Here is a 21,622-nt window from a genome sequence, read left to right as displayed (position 1 = left end):
GCCGCCCGATGTGCGGCTGTCATGTTTATTTTAATAATCTCAGTCCGTTCAGTATAACCAGAATCGTGCTCCCCTCATGCCCGATTACGCCAAACGGCAGTTCCATCACCTGCAGAAAGTTAGCGCAGATCAAAAGGCAGATGACCGAGAGCGAGAAAACAATATTCTGCTTAATAATCCGGTTCATTTTCCTTGAGAGTCTGCACATTTTCACAAGCTTGTGAAGATCATTTTTCATAAGGACTAAGTCAGCCGTTTCTAGAGCCACGTCCGTGCCCCCGCCCATCGCAATACCGACGTCAGCGGTTTTCAGAGCGGGCGCGTCATTAATGCCGTCTCCGACCATGGCGATTGTGCCGTACGTTTCTTTCAGCTTCTTCACTTCTTTTGCCTTTTGGTCCGGCAGACAATCGGCAACAACCGTCGTCATGCCCGCCTCTTTCGCAATGGCAGCCGCAGTTTCAGACTGATCGCCGGTGAGCATGGCTGTTTGAATGCCCAGTGATTCAAGCTCAGCCATCACGGCTTTGGCTTCAGGCCGGATTTGATCCTTTAAGGCGAAGCAGCCCGCAATCCGGTCATCTTTCTTAACAAAAACCAGTGTAAAGCCTTTATCCTTTAATTCTTTTCCCGATGTCTGCAAAAAAGCATCTGCCGCATGTTCACCTGCAAATCCCGCTTTTCCGACCATCCATTTGACGCCTTCTATTTCAGCCTGAACACCGAATCCGGACGTCTCGTCAATCGATAGATGGCCTGCGGGCGCGGCGCCCCGGCTTTCGGCAAATTCAGCTATCGCTTTTGCAAGCGGGTGGCTTGATTGCTTTTCTATCGCATACACCGCCTGCATGATCTCATCTTCACTCACATTTTCCGCTGCTTGAAATGCCGCGACTGCCGGCTGTCCCTTTGTGACCGTGCCGGTTTTGTCAAATGCGATCATCCGTACGCTTCCCAGCTGCTCTAAAAACACACTTCCTTTAACCAATAATCCGTTGCGGGCCCCATTTGAGATAAGAGAAAGCGCAGCGGGCATAATAGAAGCGACAAGCGCGCACGGGGAGGCGACCACCATAAACACCATCGCCCGGTAAAAGGTTTCACTCCAGCTCCAGCCTAAAGCGAAATGAGGAACGAATAAAAGCACAGCCACGGCTAACAGCACGCCTTTGACATAGACACTTTCGAATCGCTCAATAAATGCCTGAGCCGGTGACACGCTGTTTTGGGCTGATTCTACCAGCCGGATGATTTTTCTGAATAAAGACTGTTCATTTGTTTTCGTCACACGGACCGTTAAGGAGCCGTTTCCGTTTACCGTTCCTGTAAACACAGAATCTCCTGCTGTTTTTTCCGCCGGCATCGCTTCACCCGTCAGCGCCGATTCATCGAGGCTCGTCACGCCAGACTCAATAATCCCGTCTGCCGCTACGCGTTCGCCCGGCTTAATGACGATCATGTCACCGATCTTAAGTTCAGCAGCCGGCACCCGCTTTTCCCGTCCGTCCGCAAGCAGGGTCGCTTCCTCCGGTTCCAGTTTCATCAAGGATGTTAAATCACGGCTGCTTTTATTCATCGTATATGTTTCGAGCGCGCCGCTTAACGAAAAAATAAAGATAAGAACTGCGCCTTCCGCCCAATAACCGATCAGGGCGGAGCCGACAGCCGCAAATATCATCAGCAGTTCCACATTTAACGCCTTCGTCTCAATGGTATCCTCAATTCCCTCTTTTGCTTTTGCAAATCCCCCGATCAGGAAGGCAAGGATATACAAAGTGACGGACAGGCCTTTTGTTTCGGTAAAAAACCAGGCCGCAAGAATAAGGACGCCGGATACGAGCGCCGCAATGAGTTCTGCATGCTGGAGCCACCTTTTTCCGGCCCGCTCTTCTTGTATCTGCTGTTGTGAATGGGTTTGTGTCATCACTTGTTCATTCATTATGAATTCTCCTCTCTAATTGAGAACGCAAATCATCTTCAATTCCCCGATAAAAGTAAAACAGCCGCCTGACAGGCAGCATTTTCACAGTGTTTTCTTTATTATAGCATGCCGGCGGAAGATTTCAATTATAATTGTTTTAATTTCTTTTTGATAATAATTATCATTAGCGTTTCTTCAGCTGTTCATTATATGCAAAAAAGGTGCGGGAGGAATTCCTCCCGCACCTTTTTATTTCTCTGACCATTCTTTTAATTGTGAGGCGGTCATCGGACCGACGATCTTTTTTTCGATTTCTCCTTTTTCATTCAGCAGAAATGACGTGGGAATCGTTATGACATCGTATTCCTTCATAAGCTCGCCTTTCGTGTCAAGAACAATCGGGAATGTGAGATGGTGCTGAGTGACAAAGTTTTGAACGGTATTTTTATTTCGCTCGGCATTCATCAAATTTACCGTTACAAGGCTTACATCATCGGACTGATGCTGTTCAAAATAGGTTTGGAATTGCGGCAGTTCTTTTTTGCACGGCGGACACCACGATGTCCAAAAATGTAAAATCGTTTTCTGCCCTTTATTCGGAATCGATATTTCGTCTCCTTCAATCGTCTTCATCAGAAACACGGCGGGAACTGCCTGTTTTTCTGAGGAGGCTTTTGCTTCAGGCATCCAGACGGCGGCAGCTATCAAAAGGACTGCACATACAATTAGGCGGTTTTTATGCATATGATCTTCCTTTCACGCGTTTCGGATAGCTTGCCCTTCCTTATTGAAATGTATCAGCCTTTTCAGCTTTCGATCCGGGGCGCTGTTCTTCCGCCGCCCGTCAAAAACACGGAGACACCGAGGTCTTTGCAGATCGTCGCGTAATGTAAACTTGTCAGAAGAATCATGCCGGTATTCATACCGAGTATAATGCCGAGCATTTGCAATTCCGGCATAGAACCGAGCACATACATCATTGAAAGACCTACAATGCTGCTCCATACGTTATGATAAAACGCCGTTTTCACGTGGCCGATGCCGATCAGACAGGCTTGAAGCGGCATCACAAACAGATGAAAAAGAAAAAACGGCCACAAAAGCTGCAAATAATACTGCGCTTCCGGAGACTGAAAAAACAAATGGGTCAGCGGGCCCGCGAACTGAAACATGACCCAGACCGCCGGAATGCCGTAGCCGAATGTAATAAAAATCGCTTGTCTCAGCCGTTTCAGCACAATATCATATTGGGACAGCGCATACGCTTCTGAAATGCTGGGAATCATAACGACCATCAGCGAATGGGCGATAAATGCGGGAAACGAACCGATTGTCATCGCTACACCGGCAAGCATTCCGTATTGATCAATCGCGGCGGTCCCGGCTGCCCCGGACGCCAGCAGCGCTCCTTTAACCAAGAAGGGTTCAATTGCGTTTGTCACCGCATGAAATATACGAAGACCCGTTGTCGGGATGGATACGGCCAGGAGGCGTTTCCGCACGTCTTTCCCGCGAAGATGAATGTGCTGATGGCCGGAAAGCGCCCTCCGCGCCAAAATAAACTGCGTATACAGATAAACGAACACCACAACATCGCTTGCGACCAGCACAAATAACGAAATAAGCACGGCCATATCAATTTCAAAAGAGTACCATTGAAAAAAGATAAACAGACAAAGCACTTGAATGATTTTTTTCAAGACATTCGCAACCGCGATTTTTCCCATTTGCTGCACACCCATAAAATAACCTCTGGCGATGGATGTAAAAGCGACGACTGGAATCAGCCCGATGACAATCCCTTTAATAAACGGGTGATACGTATCGAATACAGGAATGAACGGCAGCGCGATGCTTGCGGCCGCGGTGGAAAACGCGGTAAAAACGGCGGTCATTCTGAAGGCATGCCGGAGCATGCTTTCATGCAGCTTCTGATTGGATTCCGCGATGAATTTTGAAATAGAGATCGGAAGCTCCAGACTGGCGATCACGATAATTAAAAAAATGGTGGGCAGAATGCTCATGTAAAGCCCCATCCCATGCTCGCCAAGCTCCCGCGCCAGTATCATATTCACGACAAATTCCAGACATTCCGCGAAAAAGGCGGCGATGGATAAAAGAATGATCCCTTTCACAAATCGATTCATGGTGTCTCTCCTTGTCTCACGTTCTTCCATCATCATATGAGACAAGTTCTGAAAATATTTTCGATTTCTCAAAATTGAAAAAAGCATAGCGGGGATATTTTTGATCCCGCTATGCTTACATCGCAAATACGTGTCTGCCGATCCGTTCGATAATTTTTCGGGAACGGATCCAGTGGTCAGATGCCGTTTTCGGATTGTAGAAAAACAACGCGTTCGTTTCTCTGCCCGGATGGTCTAACGCCTCATTTGCGGCGGCGATGGAATCCTTATCCGGCTTTTGATTAATGCTTCCGTTTGCTACCGGTTCAAATGCATTCCTTTGATAGATCACGCCCCGAATGGTATCCGGGAAACCGTTTTTTTCAGTACGGTTCAGCACTACGCTGGCTACCGCAACCTTCCCTTTATAAGATTCACCTTTCGCTTCTGCGTGAACGAGACGTGACAGGAGCTGTCTGTCAGCGCGGGAATACGTTTTTTTCGGCGGCTGATAAGCCGTCTCTTCCGGTTTTGCTTTCTTCTCTTGGTGAGATGACAGCTTTATCGGTTGGATAGAGTGCTTATGATCCGTTTCTGAGAGCTTCGGAACCGGGCTTTTTTTATTTAAATCAGCAACCAGTGTGCTGGGTTCTTGCTTTGGCTTCTTCGCAAAAGTAAACAGAGCTTCTGTATGTTCAATTTTTGATGCAGGCATAAAACATAGAAAAAAGACAGCCAAGGCAGCAAATTTTGTCGTCATACGATTTCCTCCTTAAATACTTCACTACCTTAACAAGAGCTGTACGCAAATTCACGGTTAAAGATTTTCCAATGCTCCCAATCAGCTTTTATGATGGAAGAAGTTTGTTAACAGCCTTGTTATTGGCAGGAAAACAGCCGTCATTTTCACAACATTAACCAAATAGCAGTAAAAGTATCCATCGGAGGGATTTTACATTTTGTTTACATCTGTTACAGTCAGATGAAATAAGCAGCGAAAACAAAAAAAGACTCCTCAAGTGCGAGGAGCCGTCAGCTTCTTGGCTGTTCTAAATACTGGAAGATAACATCTCCGCCCTGCTGGGCAATACCGCGGAAATGCTTAAAATCTTCCTGCTTCGACAAAACTGCTCGAAATGCAAGAAAATGTTCTTTCTGCACCCTGAATTCTTTGATTTCACCGATGCGCATTTGGTTGATACGTTCTGAAATTTCCTCAGGCAGCAACGAATACAGCCTCCTTTTCTCGGCTTTTTCCCGAAAAACAATATACCATCTTTCCCCCGCCGGGACAATGATTGAGCGGGCTGATACCCATATCGCTTTACTTCTTAAAGAAAATACTGCAAAATATTTTCAAACAGGATTTATGATAAAGGAGAGGAAGCTCGTGAAAATTGCTAAGGTTGGAAACGTCATTGAATTTAAAAACGGATTAACCGGTATTGTTGAAAAAGTAAATGAAAACTCCGTCATCGTTGATGTAACCATCATGGATAATTATCGTGACCTTGAATTAGATTCCCTCACTGTCGTCAACCATAAGAATTATAAAATCATCAGAGACTCCTATTAAACCCCCCGAACAATCCGAACCATTTACATATCCCGCACAAAAGCTGCCGCCCGGCAGCTTTTTCAAATGAATTCAGATCTCGGTCATTTCCACAAAAAAATCACCGATCTCATCTTTATTGTAAAGATTTGTGACGGATGTATAGTAGTTGGTTATTTTACCGCGGAATTCAAGCCCACGCTCGGGCGCCTTGATGTCAAATGTTTTTTCATACAAAAGGACGGCAATATCATGATACGTTTCAGAGGTCACCTTCAATACGAATGAAATCATACGGCCGTTTTTACCCGCACTTTCTTTACAATCATACATTTTCAGCCTTACACCGTTTAACTCTAACGGCTCCATAACGAACACTCCTTCTTTTTACAGGACATGCTACCATGCTGACCATTCCTTTACAATTGATCCGCTCCGAATAAGAAAAAACAGCGCAGGTCTTTACAAACATACGTTCCCTATTTTATAATAAAACAGACGAGCTGCCATCCAGCACCCGTCACGTAATGAAGCGGCGAGTACACTCCCCCCGGGTTTACTCGTCTTTTTCTTTTCTCCAAATGATCTCTCTTTTCCTTATAGAAGTTCTGTGCGAATATCATGCACCTTTTTGGCTGCGTGGCAGAGACGAAAAATACCCCCGCTTAAAAGGCGGGGGTATTTAGGTTATAGTCCGAGTCCGTACTCCGTCTGAAATTAACGATTATCAATCGTCTCCGGATACATATCATGATTCATCATCCGATGTTCGGCCATTTTTTCGTATTTTGTTCCCGGTCTGCCGTAGTTTGTATACGGGTCAATAGAGATTCCGCCTCTTGGCGTGAATTTGCCCCATACTTCAATGTAGCGGGGGTCCATTAATTCGATCAAGTCATTCATGATGATGTTCATGCAGTCCTCGTGGAAATCTCCGTGGTTGCGGAAGCTGAAAAGATACAGCTTCAGCGATTTGCTTTCCACCATTTTTTCGTCCGGAATATAACTGATGTAGATGGTTGCAAAATCCGGCTGTCCCGTTTTCGGGCAAAGCGACGTAAATTCCGGGCAGTTGAATTTAACGAAATAATCACGGTTCACGTGTTTATTCGGAAATGATTCCAAAACCTCCGGCGCATATTCAAATAAATAGTTTGTCCCTTGATTCCCCAGGAGCGTAACTCCTTCTAATTCTGATTCTTTTCTTGTCATATAAATCTCCCTTTCTATTAAACTCCCCGTTTATTGCCCCAAAGCAATGTATGCAGCTGAGGCAGGACTCTGACGAGATTCAGATCCGAATCGGCTGAAACCTTATCAACGAGTGTTTCGTATTTTCCGAGCAGATGTGCGATCAATGCCCGGTCGTCCGTCGTATGGACGTTATCGTTTCCGACCTGAAGATAAAACGGGATATTCGGATACCGCTTGTGCACGGTTTTCGCGAATTGCAGATCTTCATCATTAAAAATGACGACCTTTAAGCTGACCGCGTTAAGCCTTTCTGCCGCATCAAGCGAAGACATAATGTGATCGAGCTTTGCAAAATCGGTTGTCATCCCCGAACTTGGCGGCTTCGGTGAAATCGTCAGGTCGTTAATCATTGTGAACCAATCCTGATAGACTGTTCCCTGCGTTTCTAAAGCGGCGCGCACCCCGTGCTCTTTCAGCAGCAGAATCAGCGCGTCAAGCTGCTTTAACAGCGCCGGGTTTCCTCCTGAGATGGTGACATGAGAAAAGGCGTCTCCGCCGATTTCTCTCAGCTCGCGGTAAATGTCTTCCGCCGTCATCCAGCGGATATCTTTTTTGGCTGATCCGTCCCATGTAAAAGCGGAGTCGCACCAGCTGCAGGAGTAGTCACAGCCCGCCGTGCGGACGAACATGGTTTTCTGGCCGATAACCATGCCCTCCCCTTGTATCGTCGGTCCGAAAATTTCTAATACCGGAATTCCTTTAGCCATTCCTATCACCTTTTTTCGGGCGGTATACGCAATAGCTTGTCGGGGTTTCCCTGACAAAAACCTGCACGCAGACCGGCTGATTCTCCAGTGTTTCGAGGTAGGACTGCACCTTATCGTAAATCGTTTTGGCCACGACCTCGGTCGTCGGCAGTGAATATCTGTCATCATCAGAAAATTCCTCATGGTCATTCAGCAATGTATGGTCATAAGCGCCGTGCACCAATTTCTTCAGCACGCTGAAATTCACGAGAAAGCCTGAATCGTCCAGTTCATCCCCCGCAACTGTAATATTTACTGTATACGTGTGCCCGTGGACTCTGCTGCACGCTCCGGCGCTTTCGCGGGGAATAAAGTGCGCGGCTGAAATGTGCATGTCCTTATTCAACTCAAACGAATAAGGATGCTGAACCTGCGGGTAAATTTGAGAAAGCAATTAGTTCCGCTCTCCTTTCATTTTCATATATTCATCATATCCTTTATTACGGAGCAGGCATGCCGGGCATTTGCCGCATCCGTCCGCAATGATGCCGTTATAGCAAGTCAGTGTGTTATTCTTTACAAAATCAAGCGCGCCGAGCTCATCCGCAAGTTTCCACGTTTCTGCTTTGTTCAGCCACATAAGGGGCGTATGAATGACGAACGGCTTTTCCATCGCCAAGTTGACGGTGACGTTGCAGGATTTGACAAACTCGTCACGGCAGTCCGGGTAGCCGCTGAAATCAGTCTCGCAAACACCGGTAATAATGTGGCGCGCGCCGATTTGATATGCAAGAATCGATGCAAAGGATAAAAATACAAGGTTGCGTCCCGGTACAAAGGTTGTCGGCAATTCCCCGTCCTTCGCTTCAATTTCGATATCATCTCTTGTCAGCGCATTCGGCGCAAGCTGATTTAAAAGAGACATATCAAGCAAGTGGTTTTTGACACCGAGCTTTTCGGCAATCGATTTTGCCACATCGATTTCTTCTTGGTGACGCTGATTATAATGGAATGTAACGGTTTCCACTTCTTCAAAATTTTGCAGAGCCCATAATAAACAAGTCGTGCTGTCTTGGCCTCCGCTGAACACCACAACCGCTTTTTCTTTTTTCATGTCTTTCTCTCCCTTATCTATCATTCCATAAAAAAAGCGCCTTTTTCGGAGAAGGCGCCCTAAAAAACATAAAAAAACCGTATCCAAGGATACAGCTCGTCCTTAGTTTTTTATAGAGGGTGTAGCTAGAACCTCTCCCGCATCAATACGGATTTTCTTCTTTTTTCACTTTTGCTATCATACCATAATGTTGTTTCCCGTGACAATAAAAAAACAGCCTGAACCCTGTGTCAGGCTGCAAAAGCGGGTTTAAGCCCCGCGTTTCTTCCCCGGAAATACCATCAGCGCAATCCCGATCAGAACAAATAAAGCAGGCCAGAAAACAGAAACCGGAATGATCGGCTGATACGTCATCATAAAGCAAAGTGCTGTCAAGGTCAGCACTGCAACCGGAATGAGCAGCGCCTTCTGTTTCCCGCCGAACAGCCACAGCTCAAATAAACCGAATGCCGTTGCCAACAGGTAAACAGGCCATGTCACATCAGAGTAGGACCAATTGGTTGCCGTTTCAAAGACAAACAAGATCCCCGTAATCAATAAGATGCCGCCCGGTACGAGAAGCCCCGCGTTTTTGACAGGTTTCGGGCCGAAAATCGGAATGTGAAAAGCGGCGCCCAGCAACAGAATGAGAGCGGGCCAGCCGCGTTCGCTGATGACTTCATTTGCATTGGTGAATATGCCGAAAATGCCCGCGGCGCACAGAACCGCCGCAGCAGTCAAAAGCCCTCTTTGCCTTCTGCCGAACAGCCAGGCTTCAAACAGCCCGAATGCAACGGCAAAGAGGTAAACAGGAGATGTCACATTTGCGTATGTCCAATCCGTCAGCGTTTCAAACCATAACAAGCCGCCCGTCACAAGCAAAATGCCGCCCGGAATAAGAAGGCCCGATCTTTTTTTCGGCTGCATAAAGGCAGCGGCGTGAAACAAAAGCGCGGCTGCGATGATCAAAAGCGGCCACAGCCCCGTCATCAGCATACCGGCAAAGCATAGTGCTCCCGCGGCTGTCAGGATAAAAGCAGGAATCAATACGCCGATCTTTCTCCCGCCGAAATACCACAGCTCAAACAGACCGAGAGCAGGCGCCCATATATAAACAGGCCACGTCATGCCTGAATACGTCCATCCCGTTGCGGTCTCAAAACAAAACAGGCAGCCCAGCACAAGAAACATACCGCCGGGAACGAGCAGTCCCGCCTGTTCAGGCGTTTTTTTCGCAAAAATAAATCCGGCGTGAAACCCTGCGGACATTATAATGAAAAGAAACGGCCACGCCGAACCTGCGGATATATGTATAACTCCCGCCTTCTGTAAAAAAAACGTAATGCCGATACAAATAAAAATAAATCCCAATAATACACGTCGATCCTTCATCTCTTACTCCTCCCCATCATTTCCCAATTCATTATACAGAAATGACAGGAAAAAAGAAGGGGAATTCCCAAAATATACAGACATTTTCCTTATATCCTTATTTTTCTTTCGGGATTTTTTTGCAAATCAATGCGCCGATGAAAGCGAGGCTCACATACCCAAACACCGGATAAACGGTGGAAATCAGCTGCCCGTAACCGATTTGGCTGATAATGAAAGCAAACGCCAAAATGCCGCCGTAAATATATGTACTTTTTATATGAAGAAAACTGTTTAATTGTTTTTCCAATCCGTATAAATTGCCGATAACCGACGTAAACACTTCCCCGAAAATAATAAACAAATAAATGATATGAAGCGAACGCGAATACGAATAGACAACTTGAGCCATCGGAATGTCAAACTCCAGCACATCCGGCAGCACCGATAATGATAAAAAGCTCGCGGCAAGCACCAGTGTCAACAGAACGCCGCCTATATAAGCTCCCCTTCTGATCACCTTCTCTGAAGACATTTCGTTCGCAAGCGGCACAAGGACGGCTTGGGCGAGCGATAAATTTAACGCGCCGTAAGAGACGGCGGACAAAAGCCAGTTCCACTTGTCAGGCCATACCCATTCGTCCGCGTTTCTCGTGCTTGTAAATACAAATGAATCAGCTGTCACGATAAAAGAGAAAGAAATTAAAAGCGGCACCACCAATATATTGACGCCGAACACACCTTTAACACCGCTTGTCATGACGGCAAAACTCAGTACGATCGTCAGTAGGATCCCCGCTTGTGCGGGCCAGCCAAGCTGTTCATGAAACAGCGCTCCGGCTCCGGACAGCATGACAGAGGTCACTCCCAGCAATATAAACATCATAAACATGTTCACGGCGCGGCCGATGGACTGGCCGAATAAATATGTGTTCAATTCCTGATAAGATGCTGCATGAATCCGTTTGGAAATAATCATGATTTTGGCGCCTAAATATGTAAACATCAGACCGCTTACCACGATACCGAACAGACCGATCCAGCCAAACTTCAGAAAAAACTCAACGATTTCCCGTCCCGTGGCAAAACCGGCTCCTACAACCGTGCCTACGTATACAAATGCAAGCTGACTTGCAGAACCTTTTGTTTGTCCCATTTCACCCTCCGGCTAAGCGCAGATTTGTCCAGGCCTTTATATATGCTTATGAGACAAGTCGCCCGAAAAGACGAACAAATCGTCCTTCCCCGGAGAAAACAGATTCAGCTCTCTCCTCTAAGCAAAAATATTGAAAGAAAAAAAGGGCCGGCGTATACTCTTCATCAAGAAAGGTCAAAGCATTTCATTTCCTTTCTAACTATATTGGTCAAAAATAATCAAACCTCACGAATATCACTTATCATGCTGTAAACATTTATTTTTCGGGGTTTGAAACAAAATACTTGAAAGTCAAAGAAGGTCAGAGTATACTAATAATCAAAGAAGGTCAAAGTTTCGGCCTTATTTTCTAACCTATTTGGTCAAAGATGATCAAACATTTTTCGAGGAGGTTTTGGCAAATGCGTTGTCAACATTGTCAGAAAAACGAGGCGACGATTCGCCTGAACATGCAAGTCAATTCCATTCAAAAACAATTCGTTTTATGTGAAACATGTTATACAGAATTAACCCGAAAACCGTCTATGAGCATGGGTCCGCAATCATTCGGATTCCCGTTTGAGCAAGGTTTCGCTCCCAATCAAAATAAACAGCAGGCCGGCCCTGAAAAAGGCCTGCTCGACGAGCTCGCTCAAAACGTCACAAACGGCGCAAAAGCAGGTCTGATTGACCCTGTGATCGGCCGCGACAATGAAGTGGCGCGCGTAATTGAAATTTTGAACCGCCGGAATAAAAACAATCCGGTGCTGATCGGTGAGCCGGGCGTCGGTAAAACGGCTATTGCAGAAGGCCTCGCGCTTAAAATCGCTGAAGGCGATGTGCCGAACAAATTGAAAAACAAAGAGCTTTACCTGCTTGACGTCGCTTCTCTCGTCGCCAATACAGGGATCAGAGGCCAGTTTGAAGAAAGAATGAAACAATTAATGAACGAATTAAAAGAACGGAAAAATGTCATCTTGTTCATTGATGAGATTCACCTTCTTGTAGGCGCCGGCTCTGCCGAGGGATCAATGGATGCCGGGAACATCCTGAAACCGGCGCTTGCCAGAGGCGAGCTGCAGGTCATCGGGGCGACAACGCTGAAAGAGTACCGCCAGATTGAAAAAGATGCGGCGCTTGAAAGACGCTTCCAGCCTGTCATGGTTCACGAGCCTACAATAGAACAAGCCATCAGCATTCTGGAAGGCATTAAAGATAAATACGAGAAATACCACGGCGTCACATTCAGCAATGAAGCGATAAACGCCTGTGTTACGCTTTCATCCCGTTACATTCAGGACCGCCACCTGCCGGATAAAGCGATCGACTTATTAGATGAAGCCGGCTCTAAGGCGAACCTGGAACTTGATACTGTAAATGAAGAAGATGCGGCTGAGAGACTCAAAGCAATTGACGCGGAGAAAACAAAAGCGCTTCGGGAAGAAAATTATGAGCTTGCCGCGAAACTGCGTGATGAAGAAGCGGCTTTGGAAAAGCAGCTGGCGCATGAAACACCGGCCTCTTCACCTGAAATCGGTGCGGAGCATATTCAAGCCATCATTGAACAGAAAACAGGCATTCCAGTCGGAAAACTCCAGGCTGATGAACAAGTCAAAATGAAGGAACTTGAAGAGCATCTTCATCAGCGTGTCATCGGTCAGGAAAAAGCCGTGAAAAAAGTGGCGAAAGCGGTCAGACGAAGCCGCGCCGGCTTAAAATCCAAAAACAGACCTGTCGGCTCCTTCCTCTTTGTCGGACCGACCGGAGTCGGAAAAACCGAGTTATCAAAGACACTCGCAGATGAACTGTTCGGTACAAAAGATTCCATTATCCGTCTCGATATGAGTGAATACATGGAAAAACACGCCGTTTCAAAAATTATCGGTTCACCGCCGGGATATGTCGGACACGATGAAGCCGGTCAATTAACGGAAAAAGTGCGCCGCAATCCGTACAGCATCGTGCTGCTCGATGAGATTGAAAAAGCCCACCCTGATGTCCAGCATATGTTTCTGCAGATTATGGAGGACGGCCGTCTGACAGACAGCCAGGGCAGAACGGTCAGCTTTAAAGATACCGTTTTGATTATGACAAGCAACGCTGGAACCGGCGAAAAACAGATGAAAGTCGGATTCCAATCTGAAGAGAGCGTCATGGAAGAACAAACGCTGATTGATTCACTGAGCGCGTTCTTCAAACCGGAGTTTTTAAACCGGTTTGACAGCATTATTGAATTCCAATCCCTGAAAAAAGAACATCTCGTGAAAATCGTCAGCCTGCTTCTCACAGAGCTTGAAGATACATTAAAAGAGCGCGGCATCAGCCTGAGCGTCACCGATGATGCGAAGGAAAAAATCGCTGAAATCGGCTACCACCCCGCTTTCGGAGCACGCCCGCTCAGAAGAACCATCCAAGAATTGATCGAGGACGAAATGACAGATCTCTTATTGGATGACAACGAAATCAAAGCCTTCCATGTCGTAATGGAAGAGGACGGCATCAAAGTCCGGGCACAATAAGAAAAAAGCGGCTCCCTCCTCGCGGGGAGCCGCTTTTTTGTTTCTTTCTCCATGCCGGAAGGGAGAAACTGTGAAGAATTCGGGAACAATTTTTCAATCACCCTAAAGTTCCATGCACTGCCACCGATATTAACCATAGAAAGCTAGTATAAAGGATTTGGTGAAAACTATGGATAAAACATCGATTATCGGTATCATCCTCGCCGTGATTGCTTTAAGCGTGGGCATGGTGCTGAAAGGGGTCAGCTTAAGCGCACTCGCTAACCCGGCAGCTATTCTGATTATTTTGTTCGGTACGATTTCTGCGGTGATCATCGCATTCCCCGGAAAAGAAATCAAAAAAGTGCCTGCCCTTTTTAAAGTGCTGTTTAAAGAAAACAAACAGCTGACAATTGCGCAATTAATTCCTATGTTCTCTCAATGGGCGCAAATCGCCAGACGTGAAGGTCTGCTCGCATTGGAAGCAAGCATTGAAGACGTGGATGACGCATTTTTAAAAAACGGTCTGAGCATGGCGGTTGACGGACAGAGCGCAGAATTTATCAGAGATATTATGACTGAAGAAGTTGAAGCGATGGAAGACAGACACCAGGCCGGCGCAGCGATCTTTACACAAGCCGGCACATATGCGCCGACACTCGGCGTTTTGGGTGCGGTCATCGGCCTTATCGCCGCTCTTTCCAACATGAACAATACCGAGGCGCTCGGACATGCCATCAGTGCGGCGTTTGTCGCCACCCTTCTCGGGATTTTCACAGGGTATGTACTTTGGCATCCCTTCGCCAACAAACTGAAACGCAAATCAAAGCAGGAAGTCAAACTGCGTGAAATCATGATCGAAGGCGTTCTGTCAGTGCTTGAAGGACAGGCCCCGAAAGTGATCGAACAAAAACTTCTCATGTATCTTCCTGCGAATGAACGCGCAAAAGTCGCTGAACAAGAAGGAGAGGCAAACAATGGCGAGAAAAAAGAAGAAGAAGCATGATGACGAGCATGTGGATGAGTCTTGGCTGATTCCGTACGCGGATTTGCTCACCCTTCTTTTGGCTCTGTTCATTGTATTGTTCGCCATGAGCTCGGTCGATGCGGCGAAATTCCAAATGCTGTCTAAATCATTTAACGCCGTGTTTACCGGAGGCACGGGTGTTCTTGAATATTCAAGCGTCACCCCTCCTGAAAACGAAAAAGACGGCGTTGATCAGTTAAAAAAAGACAAGGAAAAAGATAAAGAACAGAAAAAGAAAGAAAGAGAAGCAGCCGACCGCGAAGAACTTGAAGGCGTGCAAAAGCAAGTCAATCAATTTATAAAAAACAAAAAGCTTGAAACTCAGCTGGAAACAAAGCTGACTAAAGAAGGACTCTTAATTACCATTAAAGACAGTATCTTTTTTGATTCCGGACGGGCGGATATCCGTCAGGAAGATATTCCGCTTGCCAAGGAAATCTCGAATCTCCTTGTGCTGAATCCGCCGAGGAATATTATCATCAGCGGACATACGGACAATGTGCCGATTAAAAACTCACAATATCAATCTAACTGGCATTTAAGCGTCATGCGGGCCGTCAACTTCATGGCTATTCTCACGGAAAACCCGAAACTTGACGCAAAAGTATTCAGCGCCAAAGGTTTCGGAGAGTATAAACCGGCCGTGTCGAACAAAACCGCTGAAGGGCGCAGCAAAAACAGGCGCGTCGAGGTATTGATACAGCCTAGAAACGCCGCGACTGACCAAAATCAGTAATATAAAAAAGGAAGCCTTTCAAACGGCTTCCTTTTTTATTTCTGATGAAAATGTTTAGCGTTTAACCCCACTCTTTTCAGCATTTCCGTACACATTTCTATCTCTTCATCACTCAGCACACTGATCATTTCTTTAATTTCTTCAGCATGATCAGGGAAAATATCGTCCAAAAGACGGATTCCCTTTTCGGAAATTTGTGCGAAAGTCACTCTTCTGTCAGTCGGCGAGGCTTTTCTGATGAGAAGTTCTTTTTTCTCTAATTTGTCAACAACGTATGTAATACTTCCGCTCGCTAATAAAATTTTGTCGCCGATCTGCTGAAGCGGCTGGTTGCCTTTGTGGTACAGCAGCTCAAGCACCGCAAATTCCGTCGGGTTCAGACCGTGCTTATGAATATGTTTATTCATATGGTCGTTAATAGATCGGTACGCACGTGACAGTACAATAAATAATTTCAATGAGTTTTCTGTTTTATCCGTCATACATTCAATCATCCTTTTACAAAAGAAACCGTTACAGAGAAACATTAATAAACAAAATGAAAAATGTCAACAAAAATGTTTCCAAAATTTCTCTTCTTTTTGTCTGGCCTTAATAAAATAATTTGTTTTTCTATCATTTTGGTTATTTTTTCTTATTAAAGAAGTATAAAAATGATATAATACCTCTATTCAAGTGTAATGTTGGAGCGATGCAGAGTGAATACATTTAAAGGTGCCCGGGGAAAGATCAAACTTTATCTCATATTGGTGATCATCCCGGCACTTATTATCAGCTTTTTCATTTATGAAAAAGAAAAGCAGAAAATAGCCGATAAACACATACAGGAAGCCAGTATGATGCTCAACCTTCACCGCAATAAGCTCAATTATTTAATCGGTGAAACAAAAGCCCGGATGACAACACTTGCGATCGCTGTCGATAAGCCTGTCAATGAAGAAAAGATCATTGATATTCTCGATCAGGCTTTTGAGGATGAACCCAGATTCAGCGGTCTGTATATGCTGAATTCCAAAGGTGATGTCATCGCAAGCACGACTGATCTGAAATCAAAGGTGAATTTGGCCGACCGACCGTATTTTACGAAGGCGAAAAAGACGAAAAAAACGGTTATCACAAATGACTACTCCAGCAGAATTACAGGCCAGCGCATCTTCACGATCTGCGTGCCGGTGTTAGACGCAAAACGGGAAGTCACGGATTATTTAGTAGCCGCTATCCAAGTCGATTATTTGAGAAATATGATCAATATGCTGAGCCCTGACGTTTATGTCAAGGCAACCAATCAGAATAAAGTGATATTTGCCAGCGGACGGGCTGATCAATCAGAAGGGGTGAAACCGGTCAGCGGCTATCTGGATGATATTAATTGGAATATCAATGTTTATCCGAAACCGGTTGAGCTGAACGAGCTGACCAAAAGCGTGCTGCTGCCGATGTCCAGTATTGCCGTGCTGCTGAATATTCTGTTCATCCTCGTCCAATATTATCTGCTTAAGCGCAAGACCCAGCTGGAGCGCGCTCAAAATGAAGCGCAGAAATTGGAGCTGATCGGAACGCTTGCCGCCAGCACCGCCCATGAAATCCGCAACCCGCTTACAGGGATCAGCGGCTTCATTCAGCTTTTGCAGAAAAAATACAAATCGGAGGAAGATCAGCTGTATTTCTCAATTATTGAGCAGGAGATTAAACGGATCAATCAGATTGTCAGTGAGTTTTTAGTGCTCGGTAAACCCACTGCTGAACGGTTGGAAGTGAACTCGCTGCAGGATATTCTTGATGAGATTATGCCGATTATTTATTCTGAAGGGAATCTGTATAATGTGGAAGTGAATGTGGAGATTCTCGTCAATCGGCCGCTCAAGGTCAACTGCACGAAAGACCATATTAAACAGGTGATTTTAAATGTCGCAAAAAACGCGCTGGAATCCATGCAGGAAGGCGGCCGGCTGTCCATCTATTTAGAAGCCCGCGACCATAAAGCAGTCATTAAGGTGGCCGACAACGGAATGGGCATTTCTGAAGATATGCTTGAACACATTTTTCTTCCGTTTGTAACGTCAAAGGAAAAAGGCACCGGCCTCGGCCTTGTCGTATGTAAACGAATCATGCTGATGTACGGCGGTTCGATTGACATTCAAAGCGAAGTCGATAAGGGCACAGAGGTCACCATTACCCTTCCTGCCGCTTCACGATGAAAAAAACACCCTGGGTCGGGGTGTTTTTTATTTAAAGAAGAATATGTGTAAGAGGATATACCAGAGGAACGGCATCATAGCCGGCAGATAGTACGAGGCGCTTCGTGAGCCGTGCCAGCGGAAAAATCTGCTGACTGTACGCGGTCATCTTTCGGATGCGGCGCTTGATCAGGAAGCGCATTCAGTCTTCGTTATCTGTTTTATCATCAATCATTTGTTTGCTTCATATGCAGGCATGACGTCACCGCGGGAGAACAAGCCTATTTTCTTCACAAGGCCCTGTATTCCTTGGTGATGTGTGCGATCACGGTTTACCAGCTGCTGATACGCGTTCATCAGACAGTCCAGTTCCTGGCTGTGCCTGATCGTGTCATATCCGGTAAACCCTTGTCTGTTAGCCGCATCTATCATCATTTTTCTTTTTTTATCAATAGATACAAGCAATTTTTCTTGTTCAGAATAACTGCCCATTCACTTCACCCCTCACCGCTAAAAGAATAGGAAACAAGTTTGATTGGGTTATTGAGCATTATTACAGATTATACTTTATTTGTAAACATTTTTTTACTAAATAACTTATTTTTTCATTTCATATTGGAATCTTTAGCATGAATACGAGAATAATACCCATTCAGGTAATGATATAAACAGAATGCGGCATATTCAAGATTCAAAAAACATCCACAGCTGACTTTATATTACAATAAAAAACCTCTCATGCCGGCGGGGGCATGAGAGGTTCGGGCGTCTATCAGTTTTGCACACTTTCATTTTCGTAAATCGGCACCCAGCCCTCAGTCGTCACGAAAATTCGGATTGCGACGACCCGGCGGTCTTCCTGAAGCGTAAAGTAGTGGCGGATGTTCTCCGGAACTGAAATCAAATCTCCCGGATTTAAACGGACGTCGAAAAATGTGCCGTTTTTGCCTTGAATGACGAAGATGCCGTGTCCGCTGACGATAAAGCGGACTTCATCATCCGTGTGGTGATGTTCTCTTTGGAAATTTTTTAATAATTCATCAAGATTCGGCGTGGTATCTGATAAAGAAATGACATCCTGAGACTGATATCCGCGCCGGGCTGAAATGTCCTGAATCTCCGTGTCAAACGCCGCGAGAATCCGTTCTTTTTCATCTTCTGTCAGATTGTATTTCTCCGAAAGCTCAGACGGAAGTTTTTCAATGTTCCACTGCTCATAGATCACCTCTTGTTCGTCTAAAAAGCGCGCTACTTCTTCCTGATTTTCAATGAGCGTATTCTTTTCGTCATGTATTCTGATGGTCGCCATTTTCCGTTCCTCCTTTTATTTTACAAGCTGCGGCCGCAGTGACAGAAGCTTGAGGTGGCAGCTGAATAAAAATTCATAGGCTTCCAGCACCCTTTTCGCTTCAAATGCGGTCCGCCCCCATGCCGTAATGCCGTGATTGCGGATTAACACCGCGCCTGAGCCGGCGTCCGCATGGTGCGCGAAGTTTTCGGCCAATGCCGGGATGTGCGCCGGGTTGTCAATGATCGGAACGGTCACGGACGCGTTTTCCTCCCATAATCCGAGCGCCTTAATCATCTCCTGCCCCTGAAACGTGATTTGTTTTTCATCCCCGTAAAGCTCTGAGATGACATTATTATTAACGGTATGGACATGCAGACAGCAGCCGGCTTCTGTCTTTTGGTATAAGTAAGTATGGAGAAGCGTTTCCGCTGAAGGTTTTAAAGAATGGCCGGTCTCAGCGGGCTTCCCGTTCTCATCGATTAAGAGAAAATCTTCGTCTGTTTCTTTTCGTTTGTCTTTTCCGCTCGCCGTAACGAGGAAAGTCAGCGGCGCGTCGGATACTTTGATGGAAAGATTCCCGCTCGTTGCCGGGAACCAGTCTCTTTCGGCCAGCTCGCGCTTTACCTCGGCAAGTTCGCGCCAGCGTTCTTCTTTTGCAGCCATGCCTGCACCTCCCCGATGTTTTCAATGCCTGTTTTCACCTCATGAAAATCTTGAAAAGGCAGATGCCGGAGGCCGAGTTCTTTGCATTCAGTCAAAAGATAATCTCTCGCAAAACACATATCGGATAACTTTGCAGCCTCGACATCCGTGACCGAATCACCGATCATAATGAGAAATTTCTGCTGATCGGACAGCTTCCGGATGACTGACGGTTTGCAGCAGCCGCATTGATTGGTACAGCCTCCGTCACAGGCGTGCGGCCAGTCTATATGAATATATTCATTGTCAAAGGATGCATGATTGCAGAAAATCCGCTCCTTTTCTACGATCCCTTCCAAAAGCGGATGCACAAAAAAGTCCATTCCTCCGCTTACGATATAAAACGGGAGGCCGTTTGACCGGACAAACGAGACAAAATCCAAAAAGCCGTCCCGTATTTTCGCATCCTTCAGAATAAAGCCGGTCAGTTCTTCTTTTAAGCTGCTCGGCAGCAGTCCGAACATCCGGCCGACTCCTTCTTGGATTGATAGGCTTTTAGACAGAACACCGTCTTTTAATTCAAGCCACTCAGGAGGCGCGAATTCTTTCATCATGCTGACAATGTTGTCGTTCATGGTGACCGTTCCGTCGAAATCACAAATAATCAGCGGTGTGCGGGTCATACGGCTTCCACCCTTCCCCATTTGTCTAATGCGAGCTGAAGATCTTTGCACGACGCGGCTTTTTCTTCAATCGGCTGCGCTTCAAGCACCGCATCAATGATGGCGCGGAACGCTCTTCCGCCGCCCTCGGCTCCTTTCGGATGGCCGTGAATGCCTCCGCCGGCATTGATGATGTGATCGATGCCGAAATCGCGCATCAACAATGGCACCATACCGGGATGAATGCCTGCCGACGGGACAGCAAACGACGGATGAAAGACATCGTCTTTTACACATTCATCATGAATTGCAAGCGCGGACTCCTTCGGAAGAGCAACGGATCCGTAAGGTGACGGAAATAAACTGAAATCAGCGCCGCAATAGCGGTTCAGCTTGCCGAGCAAAAGCGCATGCGACAAGCCGTAAACGGGAGATGAAGTGAACGCGCCGCTGACTGCCGGATGCGCCATGATCGGAAGCGGGATTTCCCTGTCTTCGGCAAGGCTCTGCATCACATCTAAACCGTAAGCGAACACATTCAATAAAAGCGCGTCCGCCCCGAGTTCTGCCGCGCGCCTCGCTTTATCCCGCAGTTCAGCGGTCCTTCCCGTAAGGTTTACGGCATACAGCGTTTTATGCCCCGTCTCCTCCCGGGTTTCCTTCAGGACTTGTTTTCCTTCGATAATGCGGGTTTCAAACGGAGCCAGTTCATTTTCAAAGAAAATTTCGTCATCTTTAATCAGATCCACGCCTCCGAGCGCCTGCTGTCTGAGCTGTTCTTTAATGTCGGCGAGATCCCGTCCGATCACGCCTTTAAATATGCTCATCAGAAGCGGTCTTTCAAATTCGCCCAGCAGTTTGCGGATGCCGTATATACCGAATTTCGGCCCGGGAAGGGAGCGTTTAAACCCTTCGGAAAATTCAAGATCAGTCAATTTTATTTTTCCGTCCAGTGACAGCTTTCCGAATACCGTCGTCAGGACGGCCGGAATATCTCTTGAAAAGTTCGCCTCGGGATAGGCGATAGTGATGACGGATTGTGTTTCGTTTTCTGAGGTTCCTTCTTTCTCCTCAACTTTTACGACCCGGCCTTTATGTTTTCTGAGCTGTTCCTGCTTCACCAGGGGCAGGTCAGTCCAGGAGCCTACCGTCAGCCCCGCCGCAATCTGTTCCGCCCGCTTTTCACTGTCCGTTGTGTCTGTCAGAAGATATGTTGCCAATACTTCGCTCATGCGTGAACGCCTCTCTTTCTTTCACAAAACATAAAAAAACCTCTTCCGTATGAGCAGAAAGAGGCTTCGTGTTATGTCCGAATCTTATCTCTCAGCTCCTGCTGCAAGAATTAGCACCGTGCTTTATCAGTCGGTTGCCGGGCTTCATCGGGCTCGTCCCTCTGCCTGCTCTTGATAAGAATAATGATTTTATAAAGTATTTTGAATTATCGCATT

Annotated in this window: 23 protein-coding genes and 2 riboswitches; of the genes, 5 read left to right on the top strand and 18 right to left on the bottom strand. The window is 46.3% G+C overall.

Annotation, left to right across the window (positions count from 1 at the left end):
* Positions 1–25: 25 nt before the first annotated feature.
* The 5 genes from L3V45_RS06815 to L3V45_RS06795 all read right to left on the bottom strand — a co-directional run bounded on the left by L3V45_RS06815 (position 26) and on the right by L3V45_RS06795 (position 5,274).
* Entirely contained in the window at positions 26–1,939 is a 1,914-nt protein-coding gene (locus tag L3V45_RS06815; protein ID WP_044053151.1) for a heavy metal translocating P-type ATPase, read from the bottom strand.
* 231 nt (positions 1,940–2,170) lie between these two features.
* Complete coding sequence (stoA, locus tag L3V45_RS06810) at positions 2,171–2,665, bottom strand: endospore biogenesis thiol-disulfide oxidoreductase StoA (RefSeq protein WP_272904912.1); 495 nt, start codon at positions 2,663–2,665, stop codon at positions 2,171–2,173.
* A 62-nt stretch (positions 2,666–2,727) separates the two neighbouring features.
* On the bottom strand, positions 2,728–4,068 hold the full coding sequence (locus L3V45_RS06805) for a polysaccharide biosynthesis protein (protein ID WP_003154663.1): 1,341 nt from the start codon (positions 4,066–4,068) through the stop codon (positions 2,728–2,730).
* A gap of 115 nt (positions 4,069–4,183) precedes the next feature.
* Positions 4,184–4,807 (bottom strand): cell wall hydrolase, encoded by a 624-nt coding sequence (locus L3V45_RS06800; RefSeq protein ID WP_024085230.1) that lies wholly within the window; start codon positions 4,805–4,807, stop codon positions 4,184–4,186.
* A 272-nt stretch (positions 4,808–5,079) separates the two neighbouring features.
* On the bottom strand, positions 5,080–5,274 hold the full coding sequence (locus tag L3V45_RS06795) for a hypothetical protein (protein WP_003154667.1): 195 nt from the start codon (positions 5,272–5,274) through the stop codon (positions 5,080–5,082).
* Between the two features lie 163 nt (positions 5,275–5,437).
* Here L3V45_RS06795 and L3V45_RS06790 point away from each other — a divergent pair, with 163 nt between their 5' ends.
* Positions 5,438–5,623 (top strand): YkvS family protein, encoded by a 186-nt coding sequence (locus L3V45_RS06790; protein ID WP_003154669.1) that lies wholly within the window; start codon positions 5,438–5,440, stop codon positions 5,621–5,623.
* A 72-nt stretch (positions 5,624–5,695) separates the two neighbouring features.
* Here L3V45_RS06790 and L3V45_RS06785 read toward each other — a convergent pair whose 3' ends face one another.
* The 7 genes from L3V45_RS06785 to L3V45_RS06755 form a co-directional block, all read right to left on the bottom strand.
* Entirely contained in the window at positions 5,696–5,971 is a 276-nt protein-coding gene (locus tag L3V45_RS06785; protein ID WP_234949655.1) for a DUF3219 family protein, read from the bottom strand.
* 348 nt (positions 5,972–6,319) lie between these two features.
* Positions 6,320–6,814 carry a preQ(1) synthase gene (gene queF, locus L3V45_RS06780; protein ID WP_003154673.1) on the bottom strand — a complete coding sequence of 165 codons (495 nt, stop codon included), beginning with the start codon at positions 6,812–6,814 and terminating at the stop codon, positions 6,320–6,322.
* A gap of 17 nt (positions 6,815–6,831) precedes the next feature.
* Positions 6,832–7,563 carry a 7-carboxy-7-deazaguanine synthase QueE gene (gene queE, locus L3V45_RS06775; RefSeq protein ID WP_014304903.1) on the bottom strand — a complete coding sequence of 244 codons (732 nt, stop codon included), beginning with the start codon at positions 7,561–7,563 and terminating at the stop codon, positions 6,832–6,834.
* Positions 7,556–7,996 carry a 6-carboxytetrahydropterin synthase QueD gene (gene queD / locus L3V45_RS06770; protein ID WP_003154678.1) on the bottom strand — a complete coding sequence of 147 codons (441 nt, stop codon included), beginning with the start codon at positions 7,994–7,996 and terminating at the stop codon, positions 7,556–7,558. The genes queE and queD overlap by 8 nt, the downstream gene beginning before the upstream one ends.
* On the bottom strand, positions 7,997–8,656 hold the full coding sequence (queC, locus tag L3V45_RS06765) for a 7-cyano-7-deazaguanine synthase QueC (protein ID WP_060386910.1): 660 nt from the start codon (positions 8,654–8,656) through the stop codon (positions 7,997–7,999). It lies immediately after the preceding gene.
* Between the two features lie 96 nt (positions 8,657–8,752).
* Positions 8,753–8,797, bottom strand: a riboswitch (PreQ1 riboswitch).
* Between the two features lie 108 nt (positions 8,798–8,905).
* Positions 8,906–10,027, bottom strand: a complete 1,122-nt coding sequence (locus L3V45_RS06760) for a hypothetical protein (protein WP_236837315.1) — start codon at positions 10,025–10,027, stop codon at positions 8,906–8,908.
* Positions 10,028–10,124: 97 nt separating this feature from the next.
* Positions 10,125–11,162, bottom strand: a complete 1,038-nt coding sequence (locus L3V45_RS06755) for a YkvI family membrane protein (protein ID WP_060386908.1) — start codon at positions 11,160–11,162, stop codon at positions 10,125–10,127.
* A gap of 401 nt (positions 11,163–11,563) precedes the next feature.
* Here L3V45_RS06755 and clpE point away from each other — a divergent pair, with 401 nt between their 5' ends.
* From clpE to motB, 3 genes are all read left to right on the top strand, one after another.
* On the top strand, positions 11,564–13,660 hold the full coding sequence (gene clpE / locus L3V45_RS06750) for an ATP-dependent protease ATP-binding subunit ClpE (RefSeq protein ID WP_236837314.1): 2,097 nt from the start codon (positions 11,564–11,566) through the stop codon (positions 13,658–13,660).
* Positions 13,661–13,829: 169 nt separating this feature from the next.
* Positions 13,830–14,645: a flagellar motor stator protein MotA gene (gene motA / locus L3V45_RS06745; protein ID WP_003154684.1), complete on the top strand. Its 816-nt coding sequence runs from the start codon at positions 13,830–13,832 to the stop codon at positions 14,643–14,645.
* Positions 14,617–15,402: a flagellar motor protein MotB gene (motB, locus tag L3V45_RS06740; RefSeq protein ID WP_003154685.1), complete on the top strand. Its 786-nt coding sequence runs from the start codon at positions 14,617–14,619 to the stop codon at positions 15,400–15,402. The genes motA and motB overlap by 29 nt, the downstream gene beginning before the upstream one ends.
* A 35-nt stretch (positions 15,403–15,437) precedes the next feature.
* Here motB and L3V45_RS06735 read toward each other — a convergent pair whose 3' ends face one another.
* A complete protein-coding gene (locus L3V45_RS06735) occupies positions 15,438–15,884 on the bottom strand; it encodes a MarR family transcriptional regulator MhqR (protein ID WP_003154686.1) in 447 nt (148 codons plus the stop codon).
* A 198-nt stretch (positions 15,885–16,082) separates the two neighbouring features.
* Between L3V45_RS06735 and L3V45_RS06730 the strand changes: the two genes are divergently transcribed.
* On the top strand, positions 16,083–17,600 hold the full coding sequence (locus L3V45_RS06730) for a sporulation kinase KinD (RefSeq protein WP_046559543.1): 1,518 nt from the start codon (positions 16,083–16,085) through the stop codon (positions 17,598–17,600).
* 210 nt (positions 17,601–17,810) lie between these two features.
* On the opposite strand, the gene L3V45_RS06725 is transcribed toward L3V45_RS06730, so the two are convergent.
* The 5 genes from L3V45_RS06725 to mtnW form a co-directional block, all read right to left on the bottom strand.
* Complete coding sequence (locus L3V45_RS06725; RefSeq protein WP_003154690.1) at positions 17,811–18,071, bottom strand: aspartyl-phosphate phosphatase Spo0E; 261 nt, start codon at positions 18,069–18,071, stop codon at positions 17,811–17,813.
* Positions 18,072–18,351: 280 nt separating this feature from the next.
* Positions 18,352–18,888: a 1,2-dihydroxy-3-keto-5-methylthiopentene dioxygenase gene (locus L3V45_RS06720; RefSeq protein ID WP_236837313.1), complete on the bottom strand. Its 537-nt coding sequence runs from the start codon at positions 18,886–18,888 to the stop codon at positions 18,352–18,354.
* A gap of 15 nt (positions 18,889–18,903) precedes the next feature.
* The gene (locus L3V45_RS06715) at positions 18,904–19,533 is read right to left on the bottom strand and encodes a methylthioribulose 1-phosphate dehydratase (protein ID WP_003154694.1); all 630 of its coding nucleotides are present in this window, start codon (positions 19,531–19,533) and stop codon (positions 18,904–18,906) included.
* On the bottom strand, positions 19,491–20,195 hold the full coding sequence (gene mtnX, locus L3V45_RS06710; RefSeq protein WP_003154696.1) for a 2-hydroxy-3-keto-5-methylthiopentenyl-1-phosphate phosphatase: 705 nt from the start codon (positions 20,193–20,195) through the stop codon (positions 19,491–19,493). The genes L3V45_RS06715 and mtnX overlap by 43 nt, the downstream gene beginning before the upstream one ends.
* Positions 20,192–21,406 carry a 2,3-diketo-5-methylthiopentyl-1-phosphate enolase gene (gene mtnW, locus L3V45_RS06705; protein WP_015388316.1) on the bottom strand — a complete coding sequence of 405 codons (1,215 nt, stop codon included), beginning with the start codon at positions 21,404–21,406 and terminating at the stop codon, positions 20,192–20,194. The genes mtnX and mtnW overlap by 4 nt, the downstream gene beginning before the upstream one ends.
* Before the next feature lie 81 nt (positions 21,407–21,487).
* Positions 21,488–21,587, bottom strand: a riboswitch (SAM riboswitch).
* Positions 21,588–21,622: the final 35 nt, after the last annotated feature.

Origin of the sequence: Bacillus sp. R45 (assembly GCF_021729365.1) — a bacterium.
GTDB lineage: Bacteria > Bacillota > Bacilli > Bacillales > Bacillaceae > Bacillus > Bacillus velezensis.
This window is presented reverse-complemented; position numbering and strand designations above follow the sequence as displayed.